This window comes from Listeria ivanovii subsp. londoniensis (assembly GCF_000763495.1).
Taxonomy (GTDB): Bacteria; Bacillota; Bacilli; order Lactobacillales; family Listeriaceae; genus Listeria; species Listeria londoniensis.
In genome coordinates, this window is the sequence record NZ_CP009576.1 from 760093 (window position 1) to 775392 (window position 15300).

22 protein-coding genes are annotated in these 15300 nt (G+C 34.1%); all 22 read left to right on the plus strand.

Features of this window, described 5'->3' with window-relative positions; all coding sequences use genetic code 11:
* The first annotated feature begins 23 nt into the window (after positions 1-23).
* The 22 genes from JL53_RS03630 (at position 24) to JL53_RS03735 (ending at position 15297) form a co-directional block, all read left to right on the plus strand.
* Positions 24-209, plus strand: coding sequence for a hypothetical protein (locus JL53_RS03630; RefSeq protein ID WP_038406791.1), 186 nt, complete (start codon positions 24-26; stop codon positions 207-209).
* Positions 210-750: 541 nt separating this feature from the next.
* A complete protein-coding gene (locus tag JL53_RS03635) occupies positions 751-978 on the plus strand; it encodes a hypothetical protein (RefSeq protein WP_052010556.1) in 228 nt (75 codons plus the stop codon).
* Positions 965-1396, plus strand: a complete 432-nt coding sequence (locus JL53_RS03640) for a YopX family phage-derived protein (protein WP_038406792.1) — start codon at positions 965-967, stop codon at positions 1394-1396. The genes JL53_RS03635 and JL53_RS03640 overlap by 14 nt, the downstream gene beginning before the upstream one ends.
* Positions 1393-1683: a hypothetical protein gene (locus tag JL53_RS03645; RefSeq protein WP_038406793.1), complete on the plus strand. Its 291-nt coding sequence runs from the start codon at positions 1393-1395 to the stop codon at positions 1681-1683. Before JL53_RS03640 ends, JL53_RS03645 begins: the two co-directional genes overlap by 4 nt.
* Before the next feature lie 172 nt (positions 1684-1855).
* Positions 1856-2068 (plus strand): hypothetical protein, encoded by a 213-nt coding sequence (locus JL53_RS03650; RefSeq protein WP_023553777.1) that lies wholly within the window; start codon positions 1856-1858, stop codon positions 2066-2068.
* 21 nt (positions 2069-2089) lie between these two features.
* Positions 2090-2380 (plus strand): hypothetical protein, encoded by a 291-nt coding sequence (locus JL53_RS03655; RefSeq protein WP_038406794.1) that lies wholly within the window; start codon positions 2090-2092, stop codon positions 2378-2380.
* On the plus strand, positions 2381-2791 hold the full coding sequence (locus JL53_RS03660) for a hypothetical protein (protein ID WP_235317705.1): 411 nt from the start codon (positions 2381-2383) through the stop codon (positions 2789-2791).
* Entirely contained in the window at positions 2792-3214 is a 423-nt protein-coding gene (locus JL53_RS03665; RefSeq protein ID WP_038406795.1) for a hypothetical protein, read from the plus strand. It abuts the gene before it with no gap.
* Positions 3211-3384, plus strand: coding sequence for a hypothetical protein (locus JL53_RS15700; protein WP_015987316.1), 174 nt, complete (start codon positions 3211-3213; stop codon positions 3382-3384). Before JL53_RS03665 ends, JL53_RS15700 begins: the two co-directional genes overlap by 4 nt.
* Complete coding sequence (locus tag JL53_RS03670) at positions 3381-3581, plus strand: hypothetical protein (protein WP_038406796.1); 201 nt, start codon at positions 3381-3383, stop codon at positions 3579-3581. Before JL53_RS15700 ends, JL53_RS03670 begins: the two co-directional genes overlap by 4 nt.
* Complete coding sequence (locus JL53_RS03675) at positions 3578-4189, plus strand: MBL fold metallo-hydrolase (protein WP_038406797.1); 612 nt, start codon at positions 3578-3580, stop codon at positions 4187-4189. The genes JL53_RS03670 and JL53_RS03675 overlap by 4 nt, the downstream gene beginning before the upstream one ends.
* A 16-nt stretch (positions 4190-4205) precedes the next feature.
* Complete coding sequence (locus tag JL53_RS03680; protein ID WP_038406798.1) at positions 4206-4439, plus strand: hypothetical protein; 234 nt, start codon at positions 4206-4208, stop codon at positions 4437-4439.
* 5 nt (positions 4440-4444) lie between these two features.
* Positions 4445-5206, plus strand: a complete 762-nt coding sequence (locus JL53_RS03685; protein ID WP_235317707.1) for a DUF1351 domain-containing protein — start codon at positions 4445-4447, stop codon at positions 5204-5206.
* Between the two features lies 1 nt (position 5207).
* On the plus strand, positions 5208-5843 hold the full coding sequence (locus JL53_RS03690; RefSeq protein ID WP_038406800.1) for a hypothetical protein: 636 nt from the start codon (positions 5208-5210) through the stop codon (positions 5841-5843).
* Between the two features lie 65 nt (positions 5844-5908).
* Entirely contained in the window at positions 5909-7600 is a 1692-nt protein-coding gene (locus JL53_RS03695) for a DNA polymerase (RefSeq protein ID WP_038406801.1), read from the plus strand.
* A gap of 2 nt (positions 7601-7602) precedes the next feature.
* Entirely contained in the window at positions 7603-9408 is a 1806-nt protein-coding gene (locus tag JL53_RS03700; protein ID WP_038406802.1) for a phage/plasmid primase, P4 family, read from the plus strand.
* Between the two features lie 919 nt (positions 9409-10327).
* On the plus strand, positions 10328-10972 hold the full coding sequence (locus tag JL53_RS03710) for a DUF3310 domain-containing protein (RefSeq protein ID WP_038408150.1): 645 nt from the start codon (positions 10328-10330) through the stop codon (positions 10970-10972).
* Between the two features lie 4 nt (positions 10973-10976).
* Positions 10977-11402 (plus strand): DUF722 domain-containing protein, encoded by a 426-nt coding sequence (locus tag JL53_RS03715; RefSeq protein ID WP_038406803.1) that lies wholly within the window; start codon positions 10977-10979, stop codon positions 11400-11402.
* Between the two features lie 93 nt (positions 11403-11495).
* A complete protein-coding gene (locus tag JL53_RS03720; protein WP_038406804.1) occupies positions 11496-12239 on the plus strand; it encodes an endonuclease domain-containing protein in 744 nt (247 codons plus the stop codon).
* Between the two features lie 520 nt (positions 12240-12759).
* The gene (locus JL53_RS03725; protein WP_038406805.1) at positions 12760-13134 is read left to right on the plus strand and encodes an HNH endonuclease; all 375 of its coding nucleotides are present in this window, start codon (positions 12760-12762) and stop codon (positions 13132-13134) included.
* A 40-nt stretch (positions 13135-13174) separates the two neighbouring features.
* Positions 13175-13549, plus strand: coding sequence for a P27 family phage terminase small subunit (locus tag JL53_RS03730; protein ID WP_038406806.1), 375 nt, complete (start codon positions 13175-13177; stop codon positions 13547-13549).
* Positions 13546-15297 carry a terminase large subunit gene (locus tag JL53_RS03735; RefSeq protein ID WP_038406807.1) on the plus strand — a complete coding sequence of 584 codons (1752 nt, stop codon included), beginning with the start codon at positions 13546-13548 and terminating at the stop codon, positions 15295-15297. The genes JL53_RS03730 and JL53_RS03735 overlap by 4 nt, the downstream gene beginning before the upstream one ends.
* Positions 15298-15300: the final 3 nt, after the last annotated feature.

Genomic DNA, 15300 nt, shown 5'->3' on the forward strand with positions numbered 1-15300 from the left:
TATGAATATAAGAAGGTGTGAAGATGAACAAAGAAATTCAAGATTTAATTGTTGAGATACGAAAATACGACCCAAGTTACGTTCCAAAATCAGTTGGAAAATATTTGCTAGTTGAACTTCAATCAAAGCATTTAGATCATCAAATTAAATATAAAAAAAGACCAAAGTACAAACATCGCTTCGCTAATTCACTTGAGAGGCATTGGTAAAAGAAAAACCCACAGCTATAAATAGTAAGTTAGAGCTTACTAAAACTGTGAGTTACGAAATAATATTTGAATTAATTATATCACAGAAGCGGAGTTTTGAGAATGAAGAAATTAATCAAAAAACATGAAAATACATTGTTAATTTATCTGTTTTGCTTACAAGTCGGCATGTTTATATCAGTAATTTATATTTTGCTTGAATGGTTTCAATTATTTATGAAATGAGGTTTTAGAATGAAAATATTACGATTTTTCGGACTTATAAGTATTGACGAGGACGGAAAAGAATACATTGAAAAATCAGACATAAATACAGTAGTATGCTTAGCTTTGACTGTTTTAATTGCATTTGTGGTCTGTATAGGAAGTCTGATATTAAATGGTTGAATTAATAACGATTATTGCATTGATTCTTTTGCTAATGCTACTTGCCAGAGGTGATAGAGAATGAACGTAGAAAATCCGCTAATAGTTGATGATTTTTGGGACGATGGATTCCGACATTGAAGAATTTAAATAAGCGAAAAGAGGAGGGCTAAAAATGACACAAACAATAATAAAAAACACGACAGATAAAAATGGAATGGAACAATACAACGATATTGGCTATTTCCCTACTATAGAAAAAGCTTTAGAAGCATTCGCTGAAAACCACATCAGAACATCAGAGATTAGTGGTTTTAAAGAATTAGCACAGGAAGTGAAAATGGTAAGGGAATTGCTAGATGCAATAAAAAGCAGGTTGGAGGTAGGATATGAGACCAATTGAGTTTAGAGGTAAGGTAACATGCAGTATCAAAGAACTGGAAGAAATCGGAATCAAGCACACAAACGGATGGATTTACGGGAGCTACATTGATGGTTTTATTATTGACGGAGTCGTGGAAGCAAATACTGAGTATATTGCAATTGAAAAGTGGTGTGCAGTAGACTCGAAAACAGTTGGGCAGTATACAAACGTCAATACACCGAGCGGAAAGAAGATATTTGAAGGGGACATAGTAGAAATTGATGTACATGATCACTTAGGTTGGAATGTGATTAAAGGCAAAGTTATTTTCTTAGAAGGCGCTTGGCTAGTTACAGATAGTGGGAGTTTCGCTATTCCGTTGTGGTCTGAAATAAACGAAATAGAGGTTATTGGAAACATACACGAAAATCCGGAATTGTTGGAGGTGTCGGAATGACAATGCTAATACACAAAAGTAAAAAGTACAATATACTGTCTCATGACAAATTAATGTATGCAAATAAAATATTACTAACAGCTCAATATAAATATGGTGTTCAAAATCGCTGGGTTAATCACTTCGATTCAACCGAACTTGGAATTGTTTTAGACATAGACTATACAGTATCTGCAAATCCGACACAACTTTATGGAGGAATCTGGATTAGAGATAATGATTTTGATATTAGGTATGTTGATGTTGAATTTGCTCAATTAATTGTGATTGAAGAGGTGTCGGAATAATGTGCGAATTTTGTAATAAGGATGTAAATAAGAGAGTTAAGAATATAAGCGACGATAACGACGAAATGCGGTTGAATAAATCAAGTCAATTAGAAGTTGCAGCAGGCTGGCAACATGGATTTACTTATGCTGAATTTAATATTAAATACTGTCCAATGTGCGGAAAGGAATTATGAAAGTAGAATTAGATTTCAGCGGATTTATCGAGATTGACACTTTAATCAAACTGGAAAATATAAACATATGTGCGTGGTGCGGCGGAATTGGCACTATAAAAACACTTGTGGGTTACGCTCGATATGATGCAGGTGCGCTAACCAAAAAAGAATATATAGAATGTCCAAAGTGCAAAGGGACAGGATATTCTCAGAACGGCAGACTTTAGTATGTTGAAGGAGGAAAAAACATGAAAAAAATAAAAAGCCTCCTGTCAAAACTGAACAGAAAGGTAAATCCAGATGATTATTTTAAAGCGAATGAAGGAATAAAAGTCATACAAAACAATGTAGAAATCGAAAAAATAACAGCTAGCTACAAAGTAAATAACGACGAACCTATCCCTATCGAATTTATCCACAAGCGTTTAGCTCATTCGCTAGCTGATCAACTAAAACATTTTCATGTGCATGAAAAATTCGAGGCTGAATATATAGAATATCGCGCAGAAATTAAAGTTATTAAAGGGGATGCAGAGTAAGTGAATTTATTTGAAGAAGAACTAGCAGAAGCAAAGGAAATGGTGGCAGAACGCTCTACAGAGGAACTATTTGACAATTTAAAAGAAATGAATCGTGACGTGCAGGAATATACCTGCGGAATACAAGTGATTCTTGATGAGCTTAGTAGAAGAGAAAAACAAAATAAGGAGGAACTATATTTTGTAAAATATCCACTTCTCAATTTCACTAAATATGGGGTAACTTTCGAGGAGTTGAAAATATCTACTATCAAACGTCTAGGTAATGTTTTTCCCACATATAGAGTAGACAAACGTCATTATGAGCTTAAACAAATTATTAAAAATGCAAAGTCGATAGACGAAATGGTAGAACGGATAAATACTCAAACAGATTTTCATATTGTTGTAAAGGAGGAGGAAATAAAGTAGGTGAAGAAATATAGAATTATTGATGTAGAGAGTGGGTGTCCTATTCTACTAACAGGGATAACATCAACAAGGTTATCTTGGGCAATAGTGAGACCGTCGGAGGAAACGGTATTAGAGAAAAAACTATTTGCAGAACGATTAATCCGATTTTTAGAAGAACAGAATGCCATGTATAAATTTAGAGTAGAAGAAATACTAGAAAAATGGTTTGTTGAATATGTAAATGATTTAGGGATAGTACAGTATTTATTCGCAATAGATAACAATACGCAAACACGACAACTAAGATTCTCGTGGACAAAAGAAAATGATGAAATGTACACGACTGTATCACTTGCTCAAGCAGAAGCTATTTGCACTTTAGTAAGCACCTGTGAAAGATATAAAAATGCAAAGTTAACTGTAAAGGAGGTTCTAAATTGACAAAACAAATCATCATCAACGAAGCTAACAGTTTACTTCACAGAAAAAGCAAAGAACTAAGTAAATCAATCATCAAAACGCCTAAAGATCTCGAACGTTTCGCGATTGGGCTTGATAAATTATCGCAAGATATGTGGGATTATAAAAATGAAGTGGAGGGATTAAAATGAGTATTCAACCGGGCGATAAAGTAGAAGTGCAGGATAGGGCAGGAGTGGAAAAATATGTAATCGATGGGGAAATTTATAGAGTCATTGGATTACATCAAAGTGGAATGTTAAAGATTCAAGATATTGATGGATTTGGAGTGATTTTTATTCCACGCAATCAAGTTAAAAAAGTTGTGGAGGACGTGAATGTTTATTGATTGAATGGAAAATAATTTCATCAGGCAGTAAAGGGAATTGTGTGATTATTGATAATGTGATGGTTGATTGTGGAGTCTCATTTAAAAGGATTAAAGAACATTTGTATGATATTAACTATTTATTGTTAACTCATATTCATTCTGATCATATTAATTCTAGTACATTAGAAAACATCAGAAAGTTGTTTCCTAAAATAACTATTATAGGAAATTATCAAATAGCACAAATGTATGACATTGATATCATTGGAAACAGTGGTTTTACAATTAGGTCATCATCTTTTGAAGTCACACCTTTTGAGTGTTTTCATGATGTTATCACACAAGGTTACACGTGGTGTGTGGATGGTAAAAACATTATTTACGCAACAGATACTAGTTCACTTGAAAATGCTCCTTCATTGAAATTTGATTATTTATTTCTCGAAAGTAATCATGATGAGAAAAAACTTGAAATGGCGCGTAATAAATCAAAGTATGGATACGACCCTTATAAAGGTGGTAAACGACATCTTAGCACACAACAATGTAAAACTTTCTACTATTTAAATAGACGAAACAAAGAAAGTCAATTGATTGAACTGCACAAGAGCGAAAGATTTTATTAAGGAGGGACAGAAAAAAATGGTCATGACAGAGGAAGAGGCGATGGTTTTGCTTCTATATAAGGAATGCGACAGTGTCGAGTTTAAAAAATTTAATACAAACGTGGAAAAAGCAACAAGTTTTACCAGATTAGCTAATAAACCTAATTTTGAAAGTAACTATGATGAAAATTTAGGTGTGTTAAATTGGTTTACTTCGAAACATAAAAATATCGACGTTATAGCTTTTTTGAAAAGAGGTGAAAATAATTGAACACTTTGCCAAAAATTAATATCGAATCGCCTGTTGTCACGCGAGGTTCTATCTTATTTCCTGCATATGAAAAAATAAAAAGCGACTCTTTATTGTTAGCACAGCAGATTGAAACCATTGAGGTGACAGAAGAAAACGTTAAACAATCTAAAAAATTACTCGCAGCAGTGAATAAAGAAGTAAAGAATTTAGAATCGGAACGTATTTCAATCAAAAAAGAAATGCTGGAACCTTATAACGAATTTGAAAAACAAGTAAAAGAAATTGTATCAATCGTAAAAAAGGCAGACGAAATGGTTAGACAACAAATTACACAATTGGAAGAAGAAGAAAGAGAAGATAAAAAGCTTGTGCTAAAACGAATGTTTGAAAAGCGTATTAAAGCATATGATTTTAAAACATATTTCACATTTGATGATTTTTTAGAAAACAGGCATTTGAATAAATCGCTATCTATCAACAAGATAGAAAATGAAATGGTTGAATGGTTAACTAAAGTTGAGAACGAATTAAAAGTCATTGAAACAATGCCTTATGCTGATGAAATCATCGCAGAGTATAAAGAAACAAAGGATTTAGCAGTCAGTGCGCAATTGGTTTCTGAGAGGCACAAAGCGCAAGAAGTAATCAAAGAAGCGAAGAATGATATTAAAGATGATCAACTGCATAGCAAAACTATATTTACATTGTTTGATGAGAAAGACGCAAAATTAGTAGAAATGTTTATGCAACAAAATAAAATAAAATTCGAAAAGGTGGAGAAGTAAAATGGCACAAGGTGAAAAATTAGAACAATTAGAATTGGTAGAAGTAGTAATCAAAGAAGGCAAAGCGACTTTACAATTCGTTGATATGGAACGTGGGGAATTGAGAGAAGTTATTTTTAATAAGAATGTATTTGATAAAGAAAAAAATGAGTTTATACCAGATGAGGAAAAGGCAGTAAAAGTGGAAGAGTGGTGTCAAGAGTACTTCCAATTAACTTTTGATGAATTAGCAAAAGCGATCGGTGTGAAAAAAGATGTTTATGCTTATGATACATTCAACAGTCTGTGGAAATCCGAGCAAATTGCTAAGTTTGATAAAGACATGGTTGGACAAATTATTTCATCCACTGTAAAAGATGTTACAGATGACGGAATCGGAGTTCATATTAAATTTGAATATGAGGGGGAAGTTTATCAATCTAATATGACCTATTCAGATTATGTGGAAACAATGAAAAAGTGGTTTACAAATCCTCAGAGACAAAGAAAACAATATGAAAAATTTGAAGAGAAATTTGGGATTAGTATTGACAATAAAGAAGAACTGATTGGTAAAGATATCATGGTCGAAGTTAAGTCGGCTTTCGGTAAATTTGTTTATCCTGACATCAAACCATTTCCAAAGAAAAAGAAATAATCATGAAATGACAATCTAGTAACTTGAGAGCGAGCCACGTGTTCGCTCTTCAATAAGGAGGACAAATGAACAATCTACTTTTTTACGATATAGAAGTTTTCAAAGAAGATACACTAGTTGTGTTTAAAGATATTGACAAGAAACTAATCAAGTTATTTCATAATGATTTTGATGGTATAAAAGACCTTATCACTGAAAAAACACTAGTAGGTTATAACAACCATTTTTACGATGACTTTATACTGACCGCAATGTTAGATGGATTTACTCCGTGTCAAATAAAGAAACTAAATGACGAGATAATCGGAGGACAGCGAAAGAAAAGAATACATCCCTCTATTCATTCTCTCGATTGTTTTCAACAAATAGATGTCGCAAAGCCCGGTTTGAAAAAGATTGAAGGGAATATGGGGAAAATGATTTTAGAATCTAGTGTGGACTTTACACTGGATAGAAAGCTTACAAATGGGGAGTTAGAAGAAATTATTGATTACTGTTCTTATGATGTAGATACAACTATAGAAGTATTTCAAATGCGTGAATATAATTATTTCAATGTCAAAGACACATTAATCGAAATGCTTCCTCACAATCTTCAATCTAAAGCGCACAAATGGAACACGACGACAATTAGCGCAAATGTTTTGATGGATAAACCATCACCAAAATGGTCAGATGTTCGACTTGGTGAATATGATCCAGAGGGAAATTATGAAATGTTAAAACTTATACCTCGAGAAGTAGTCGATATTTGGCAAGATAAAGAACAGAAGAAGAAGAAAAGTATTACAATAAAAGAATTTGATTGTGATGTTCAGTTTGGATTTGGTGGATTGCACGGTGTTCATTCAACTAGAAAAAGATTTGAAAATGTAAAATTATTAGATGTAGCTTCTATGTATCCGCATATCATTTTAAATCTACAAGCATTGGGACCAGCAACAAATAAATATCATGAGATTTTAAATAAACGAATTGAAGTGAAACACAAAGATAAAAAATTATCTGATGCATTAAAGCTTGTTCTTAATTCAGTTTACGGAAATTTGAAAAATCAATACTCACTGCTCAATAATCCAAACGCAGCATTGAGTGTTTGTATTTACGGACAGATAGCTTTATACGAGTTATGTAAACGCCTTTCACCATTTGTTACTTTAGTCAACATAAATACCGATGGAGTTGCTTTTACTACTACAAGTGATGAGTATAAAACAATCTGGAAAGAATGGGAAGAAGACTTTCACCTAACACTCGAAGAAGACAATTTCGAACTATGGATTCAGAAAGATGTAAATAACTACATCGCTCTACAAAATGGTGAAATTAAGACAAAAGGTGGCGATGTAAGTCGTTATCATTCAGACCAGTTGTTTAAAAATAATAGTATACGAATTATAGATATTTGTTTAGTAGAATACCTCGTCAACAATCAAGACGTTTTAACTACAATACAAGAAAATCTAGATAAACCGCACCTGTTTCAGTATATTTTACAAGCAGGTGGGACTTATAAAGGCACTTTTGACAGCAGTGGTAAACAATACAATAAGATTAATCGTGTATTTGCATCACGAAAAGAAGGAGTTTTGTTACAGAAAAAAAGGCAGGATGATGGGTTAGTAAGATTTCCCGATACACCTGACAACATGCTTGTGTGGAATGATGAGTGTGACAAGATAGAAAACTTTAGTCAATTGATTGATATTACTTTCTACTATAATTTAGCGAAACAACGCATTGAGAGGTGGGAATAAATGTGTATGTCGAATATTTAGAAGGGGAAAAACACGATGTGTCAGGGGCAGACATATCAGAAAACCATGAAACATTTCAAGATGCTGGTTATTTGCTAACAGATGTTGACTTGATTATTGATATTGATAATTTAAGTAAAGAGCAAATTAAAGATATCATTTCTTTTTTTGAAATAAAAACACAAATTGTCTGGACTGAAAGAGGAGCGCATTTTTATTTTAAAAAACCTGGCGCTTTTAGAGGAGCAAAAGGGATTTGTGCTTTAGGAATAGAAGTTGAATATAAACATGTTACTAATACAAAGTCAATAACAATAAAACGACACGGTCAATTGAGAAAAATAGAAAACAATGGTATCCGCGAAGAACTGCCTGACATATTCAAAAACATTCGAAAAGCTTCTAATTTGAACGGTTTAGATGAAGGAGATGGTAGAAATCAAGCGTTGTTTAGACATAGAACAGTGATTGCAAATATTTCTTCATGGTCAAGAATAGTGACATTTATAAATAACGTGATATTTGCTACTCCACTTCCTCAAGATGAAATAGACACAATATCACGTGACATGGAAGTAAAAGCAGTGAAAGATGGAGAAGCTGCAATTGCGGACTTGATAATGAAAGAAAAACGTATTGTCAAATATTCAAAACAATTGTATTACTTTGATGGGAACGAGTATATCAGTGATGACGATCAGTTAAAGAGATTAGTATTTAATTACTGCAATGGTCAAAAAACAAGATATGTAGATGAAGTTATTAATCAAATGCACTACAGAGCGAAGTTGATACCTGATGATGATGTGTTTGACATCAAATTAAAGAATGGGATTTTGCGTGATGGTAAGTTTATTGAAATTGATTACACCGATTTCACACCGTACTCCATTAATGCAAAGTATGACCCTGAAACGGAATCATTGCAAATAGTTGATGATTATTTGGACCACTTGACAGATTCAGACGAGGATTATAAGAAATTCGTTCTCGAAATGATGGGATATTGCTTTGTTGTAGATAAAGAAATAAAACGAATGATTGGTCGCTTCTTTATTCTTGTAGGAGGTGGAGGAAACGGAAAAGGAACACTTCTTTCTATTATAAGGTCTATTTTAAATCAGAAGAATTGTACAGGGTTGTCTATTAAGAATATGACAGATGAGAGATATTTCAATGTGTTGCAAGGTAGACTTGCAAATTTAGGTGATGATATACAAGATGAGCCAATTAACAATGAGCAGATGAAAGTCTTGAAAAACATATCTACATGTGACTTTGTCGAAATGAGAAAGCTATACGGAAACGCAAGAAGTGTAGAGATGACACCGACATTGATATTTACTAGTAATCACATTATTAAATCATTTGAAAAAGGAGATTCTTATAAACGAAGAGTGACATGGATGCCGATGTTTACGAAAGTTAATAAAAAGGACAAAAGGTTTATATCTAACATCACGAGCGAAAAAGCGTTGCAATACTGGACTAAATTGGTAGTTGAAGCATATTTCCGTATTTATGAAAATGAGGATTTTACCAAGACGAGTAAAGTGGAAGAATTTAACGCAAGGTATCATGAAGACAATGACAGTACTTTGGAATTTGTGCATGATCTGGACATTTTAGATGTAGAAGGTAAGCGTGGGCCAGAGATTTACGAAGAGTATGAACTTTGGGCAGAAGAAAATGGATTGAATGTTCAGAGTAAAAGAGGACTGAATGCGACAATTAAAGATGTGATGAATTTAGAGACGAAGGCAGTCAAAATAAATGGGAAGACTGCAAGGATTTATCAGAGGTGTTAATTATGTAGAATACGAGTAATATTCTGACAATTGGTTACAAAAAAATGTAACCCGAAGCAAAAAATGTAACCTCCCAAAATCGCATAGTACCAGTAGCTAGGCACGTAAAAGTTACAAGTTACATTTTTTTCTTAATAAAAAGTATTATATTTAATTTATATTTAAGAACTGTGTACGAAAATAAAAACTTTTTCGCCGTTTTTTTTGTAACCTGTAACCGCGTTCTGGGAGAGTGGGTTTGACGGTTACAGTTACAAAATAGGTTTTGTAACCGAGTGATTTTGAAAATTGTGGAGGGTTAACAATGTTTAACTGGTTTCGAAAATTTATAAACAAATGGAAATTTAATCAAGGTATGTACATTGAAACTATGAGTTTCGATGTGATAATTCCGTTGAACAAGGAGGATGAACAAATGAAATTATATCATACAGAGACACAAGAGGATTTTGATGCTTTATTGGAAGAATTAAAAAACGAGGGGTATTGTTGGAGTACCGATGAAGTTATTACGCCAGATGACTATCGATTATGGAAGAAATATGAACAAGATACGGCGATATCTGTAGGGGAAAAGGGACTTTCTTTCGGCAATATACATTATCGTAAGCGTCTCTATCCCGAAATTGAAATTAAAGAATACAAAGCGAAGAGCCTAGAAGAAGATTTAAAGTTATATCGCACAGAAACACAAGAAGATTTTGATGCTTTACTGAAAAAGCTGGGAAAAGAAGGGTATCGCTGGTGGTCCGGTAAAGTTATTACGTCAGATGACTCTGGCTGCTGGGAATTTTATAAGCAAAATACTGTTGTATTCGTATTGGGAGAAGTAGTAATGTATTGGAACATTAGTTATGCTAAAAATAAATACCCTTTCATACCAATTGAAAAATACAAAGCGGAGAAACTAAAAGACAGCATAAAGTTATACCAAGTAGAAACACAAATAGATTATGATGAGCTAATGAAAGAGTTGGAAAATGAAGGCTACAGTTGGGAGGGATGCACTTGTCCTACCTCGAAGGAGCGGAATTTTTGGGAATTACATGGGTCAGACAGTGTTGTACGTGCAGGGGAAGAGGTACTACACTATGGACACATTCAATATTATAAAAATAAGTATCCAGATACGCCGATTGAAACCTTTAATGCAAATAAAAATCTAGAAGAGTTCAGTGATATACCAGAAGAAGTTTTAGGGGCAGTTGTTAAATTCTGGGATACTTGGAACGAAAAAGGTCCAGTAGGGGATTATACAGATATTATAAACATAATTAATAAGTATGCAGATAAAAGACAACTTTTTAAGGACCGTTCATTTGGAGTGTCCTCCGGATTTGACAAAGATGGAGTATTTCGCAGCGACAACGTAAACAATCCCGCGCATTATACGAGCGGTGGCATTGAAACTCTAGACTACATCAAAGCAAAAGTATCTGATTATCCGTCATATGCGGTCGGAAATATACTTAAATATGTTTCGCGATATGAACATAAAAACGGCTTAGAAGACTTGAAGAAAGCGCGGTTTTATTTAAATGATTTAATCGAATGGATGGAGTGATACAATGACAAAACGATTAACTAAAGCGCAATTTCAATATATAGAAGATGAGCTTAGACATTACTACGATACCAAAAAAGAATTAGAGCAGTTAAGGTTAAATGTTATAACAGGTTCAATATATCAAGAATACTCAGATGAAAACATCGGTGGTAGTTCTTCAGGAAATATTAGTAATCAAGTTGAACAAAGAGTTACATTGCTTGATATGGATGTTCAAATACAACGAATGAATAAAGTTGTCAGGGTCATTGATAAAGTGATTGCAAACTTAAACGAGAATGACAGGATGGTTATTAAGCTTCGTTACTGGTCACGTGAAAGATACACATGGGAACATATTGGAATGAAGTCTCATATGGGAAGAGCAACAGCGATAAGACATCGAGACGTTGTAATAAAAGAAATTGGTAGGTTTCTTGGATTTTAATTGTGAGACGAAAGTGAGACTTTCGGGCATCGAAAAAGGTTTATTATAGTATTATAGGCAGGGCCTATTAAAAATGAAAGTCGAGGGGACTATATGAATTTAGTTAGGTGTTGGGAATGCGAGCAATATATTTCGCAGGAAGCTTCCGTACATTTCAGAGATTTGTCTGGAGGTAGAAACTTATGCGTTGAATGCCAACATAAGTATCGAAAAAAAATAGAAGAAAAGAAAAAAGAATATATTGCGCACAAAATCGAAGCAACACTTGAAAGAGCAATACATCTTATAGAAATGCAAGAACACTGTAGTATGAAAATGGATGAATACCTTGACCCATATAACACAGTAGCCCAATTTTATAGGAATGACAGTAGCAAGTTTGATTCTGCCCATGAAGTAATGGCTTGTATCGAATTGTTAAGAAGTCAGATTAAAGTAAAAACACAACAAAGAATAGGGCGCAAACGAGTAGATTTTATTTTGCCAGACATGAAGGTTGTATTAGAGATTGATGGAGGGCACCATCGTTTTAGGATTGGTAAAGATTCAGAACGAGATGTGTTTATCCTTAATACTTTGAATAAATCTGAACACGGTTGGGAAATTATTAGAATACCAACTAGATTTATTGAACAAAATATTAGACGTCTTGTTCCTTCTATTAAAGCATTATATAAAGAACGTCAAGAACTAAGAAACAAACATAATGGGTTCATTCCGTCTTATTACTCAAGAACAAATAAGATGTCTCACATATCAGCGATTAAAGGTGTTGCTTCAGATAATGAAATCGAAGCAATGGGACATGAACTGTTAGACGGAACTGAGCATCTATAATCACATGATGACATAGCAGGAGGATGCTATGTTGCCTGGCAGAGGCTTTGTATCTGATCGTTGGTCTTGATGGGAGACGCATCTCATTCCAACCTCACTAGTCCCAACAAGAGACACCTTCTTGTTCAATCTCAATACTCGTGGCGGAATAGGTAGACGAAGCACAGGATAGAACTAATGTAGCTAAGGAACGTATGTCTTAGCTTAAAACTCCTGTAAAACAAACTAATTAGTTCATGCAAGGTGCAAATCCTTGCCGAGTATATTAACTGAATAGAACTTCGGACACCTCTTAGAAATGTGCCACAGCCGAGGACGTTTTATAATATCCATGCAACTGCTGTACGCAGTAAGTAGCTACCTCAGCCAAATCGGTAAGCAGTAGTTTGTTAAATGAGGGAAATAAAAACAAGTCATTGACGAATGGCACCGTAGAAGTTTAATGGTTTTATAACTACGGATTATATTAATAATCACAGCTCCGAATCATTCGGGGCTTTTTATATAGGAGTTGCATATCATGAGTTACAAACCAACAGACCCATTTTATCTAACACAGAAGTGGAAACGCAAACGCAAGAAGATACTTAGAAGAGATGAATACCTTTGTCAAGAAGCGAAGCGCTATGGTCGAACGGAGTCTGCTGAGATGGTTCATCATATCTTTACAAAAGAAGAATACCCAGAACTTGCATTTGAAGATTGGAATTTAATTTCTTTATCAAATCGTTCGCATAATTCAATGCATAAGCGTGAATCTCATGAATTGACCAGAGAAGGTCTGATGTGGGAAGAAAAGCGCAAAAAGGAATTCGAGGCATTTTATTCATCCCCCCTACCAAACGTTCTAAAAAAAGGCTCTGGGGATACCGAGGGTGGGGACTTTTTCCAATAGCGCGATGATGAGAAAACTTTTTTAGAAAGGAGGAACTTCAATGGCAAAAAAGAGTAAAGTTGAAAGTATAGAAAAATATAAACCTCTCTCTGTAAAAGAAAGAGTGATCCAAGATATGAAAGGATTGGGAGTTTATAAAACGGAGTACGACAATATCATAACTATTTATTGTGATTTATTAACTCAATACGATGATGCGCAGAAGAAATTTATTGACTCTAATTATCAATACGAAACTTCAACAGCAGCTGGCGGAACAAAGAAATCTGCTATTGTAGCAACTCTGGAAAATCTAAGAAAAGACATCATTGCTTACTCTGACCGATTGTGTTTAAACCCGCGTGCAATCGAAAACATCACAACTGAAAATAAAAAGCAATCTAGCTTATCGGATATATTGAGTGAAATGCGATGACTGCAATAGATTTTTCAAATTACGATAGTGTGATGAATTATGTAAATGATGTTGTGAAAGGCAAAAAAATAGCGGGGAAAGAAATACAACAAGCGGCGAAAAGATTTAAAAAGGATTTGAAAAATAAAGAATACGAATTCAATCCTAAAGATGCAGAATTTGTGATTGGGATTATTGAAAGAACTTTTGTTCATGATCAAGGGGAAAGAATTGACGGAACTCCGCTTCGAGGTAGTCCGTTTATTTTAGAGCCCTGGCAAAAATTTATTATTTATTCCTTATTGGGATTTTATATAAAGGGTACAATCATTAGACGTTTCAAAGAAGCGTTTATTTTTTTACCTCGAAAAAACGGTAAAACTAGATTTGTTGCAGCATTGTCGTGGGCGTTAGCACTTTTAGAAAGAAAGTCGGGGTCAAAAATTTATATCGTTGGCGCTGCTTTGGAACAATCTTTACAAAGCTTTAATTTCATTAACTTTAATATTAAAGAAATGGGAGAAGAGGATTCATTTCGTGTTTTAGATAATAACCAAGAGCATAGCATTTCTGGTGATTTTGGAGATGGTTCTTTATATATTAAAGCACTAGCTGCTAACCCAGACCGACAAGATTCCCTCAATTGCAATGTAGGAATTGCAGACGAATTACATGCGTATAAAACTCCTAAACAGTACAACATTATAAAGGAAGCAATGAAGGCATATACAAATAAACTGATGATTGGTATCACTACGGCTGGTGATAATATGAGCTCTTTTTGTTATCAGCGCTTACAGTATTGCAAAAAGATTTTAGACGACACTGTAAAAGATGAGGCTTATTTTGTTTTTATAGCAAAAGCGGATGAAGATAAAAAAGGCGAAGTGGATTACACAAATCCAATACAACATGAAAAAGCAAATCCAAATTACGGGATTACTATCCGACCTGCTGATATGACAAATGACAGTTTACAAGCGCAAAACGATCCGCAGCAAAGAAAAGACTTTCTATCTAAATCTTTAAATATATATACTAGCGCAATGAAAGCATACTTTAATATAGATGAGTTTAAAACTTCTGATTCAAAATATAACTGGACCTTAGAAGAATTAGCTAAACTGCCGATTAAATGGTACGGCGGTGCCGACTTGGCAAAACTTCATGATTTAACAGCAGCCGCGCTTTATGGAAGATATGTAATGAATGACGGTGTGGAAGTAGACATTGTTATCACACATGCTTTCTTTCCAGTTGTAATGGCAAATAAAAAAGCGGATGAGGACAATATACCATTATTTGGTTGGAAGGATGATGGAGTATTGACAATGACGAACACTCCGACTACCAATTTCGCGGTGATAGTCAACTGGTTTAAAGAAATGAAGAATAAAGGTTTTGACATTAAACTTGTAGGCTTTGACAAAAAATTCGGTCGTGAATTCTTTTACTTGATGAAAAAGAGCGGTATTAAAATAGTAGACCAACCTCAATATTTCTATAAAAAATCAGAAGGATTTAGACGTATTGAAACAAAAGCAAAAGATGGACATTTTTATTATTGTCACAATCAATCATTTGAATATTGTGTTCAAAATGTCCGAGCTATTGAAAAAACGGATGACATGATTCAATACGAAAAAGTAGATGGCGATGGTGGTTCGCAACGTATTGACTTGTTCGATGCCGCAGTATTTGGAGCTGTGCAAATGTTAGAAGATATACAAATGAGTGCAGTAGCAAGCAAATGGCTTAATTCAAATTGAGGG

Excerpts from the sequence above, each read along its gene's own strand:
- JL53_RS03630 (WP_038406791.1), top strand. The coding sequence starts at position 24 with ATGAACAAAGAAATTCAAGATTTAATTGTTGAGATACGAAAATACGAC.
- JL53_RS03635 (WP_052010556.1), top strand. The coding sequence starts at position 751 with ATGACACAAACAATAATAAAAAACACGACAGATAAAAATGGAATGGAA.
- JL53_RS03640 (WP_038406792.1), top strand. The coding sequence starts at position 965 with ATGAGACCAATTGAGTTTAGAGGTAAGGTAACATGCAGTATCAAAGAA.
- JL53_RS03645 (WP_038406793.1), top strand. The coding sequence starts at position 1,393 with ATGACAATGCTAATACACAAAAGTAAAAAGTACAATATACTGTCTCAT.
- JL53_RS03650 (WP_023553777.1), top strand. The coding sequence starts at position 1,856 with ATGAAAGTAGAATTAGATTTCAGCGGATTTATCGAGATTGACACTTTA.
- JL53_RS03655 (WP_038406794.1), top strand. The coding sequence starts at position 2,090 with ATGAAAAAAATAAAAAGCCTCCTGTCAAAACTGAACAGAAAGGTAAAT.
- JL53_RS03670 (WP_038406796.1), top strand. The coding sequence starts at position 3,381 with ATGAGTATTCAACCGGGCGATAAAGTAGAAGTGCAGGATAGGGCAGGA.
- JL53_RS03680 (WP_038406798.1), top strand. The coding sequence starts at position 4,206 with ATGGTCATGACAGAGGAAGAGGCGATGGTTTTGCTTCTATATAAGGAA.
- JL53_RS03690 (WP_038406800.1), top strand. The coding sequence starts at position 5,208 with ATGGCACAAGGTGAAAAATTAGAACAATTAGAATTGGTAGAAGTAGTA.
- JL53_RS03695 (WP_038406801.1), top strand. The coding sequence starts at position 5,909 with ATGAACAATCTACTTTTTTACGATATAGAAGTTTTCAAAGAAGATACA.
- JL53_RS03715 (WP_038406803.1), top strand. The coding sequence starts at position 10,977 with ATGACAAAACGATTAACTAAAGCGCAATTTCAATATATAGAAGATGAG.
- JL53_RS03720 (WP_038406804.1), top strand. The coding sequence starts at position 11,496 with ATGAATTTAGTTAGGTGTTGGGAATGCGAGCAATATATTTCGCAGGAA.
- JL53_RS03725 (WP_038406805.1), top strand. The coding sequence starts at position 12,760 with ATGAGTTACAAACCAACAGACCCATTTTATCTAACACAGAAGTGGAAA.
- JL53_RS03730 (WP_038406806.1), top strand. The coding sequence starts at position 13,175 with ATGGCAAAAAAGAGTAAAGTTGAAAGTATAGAAAAATATAAACCTCTC.
- JL53_RS03735 (WP_038406807.1), top strand. The coding sequence starts at position 13,546 with ATGACTGCAATAGATTTTTCAAATTACGATAGTGTGATGAATTATGTA.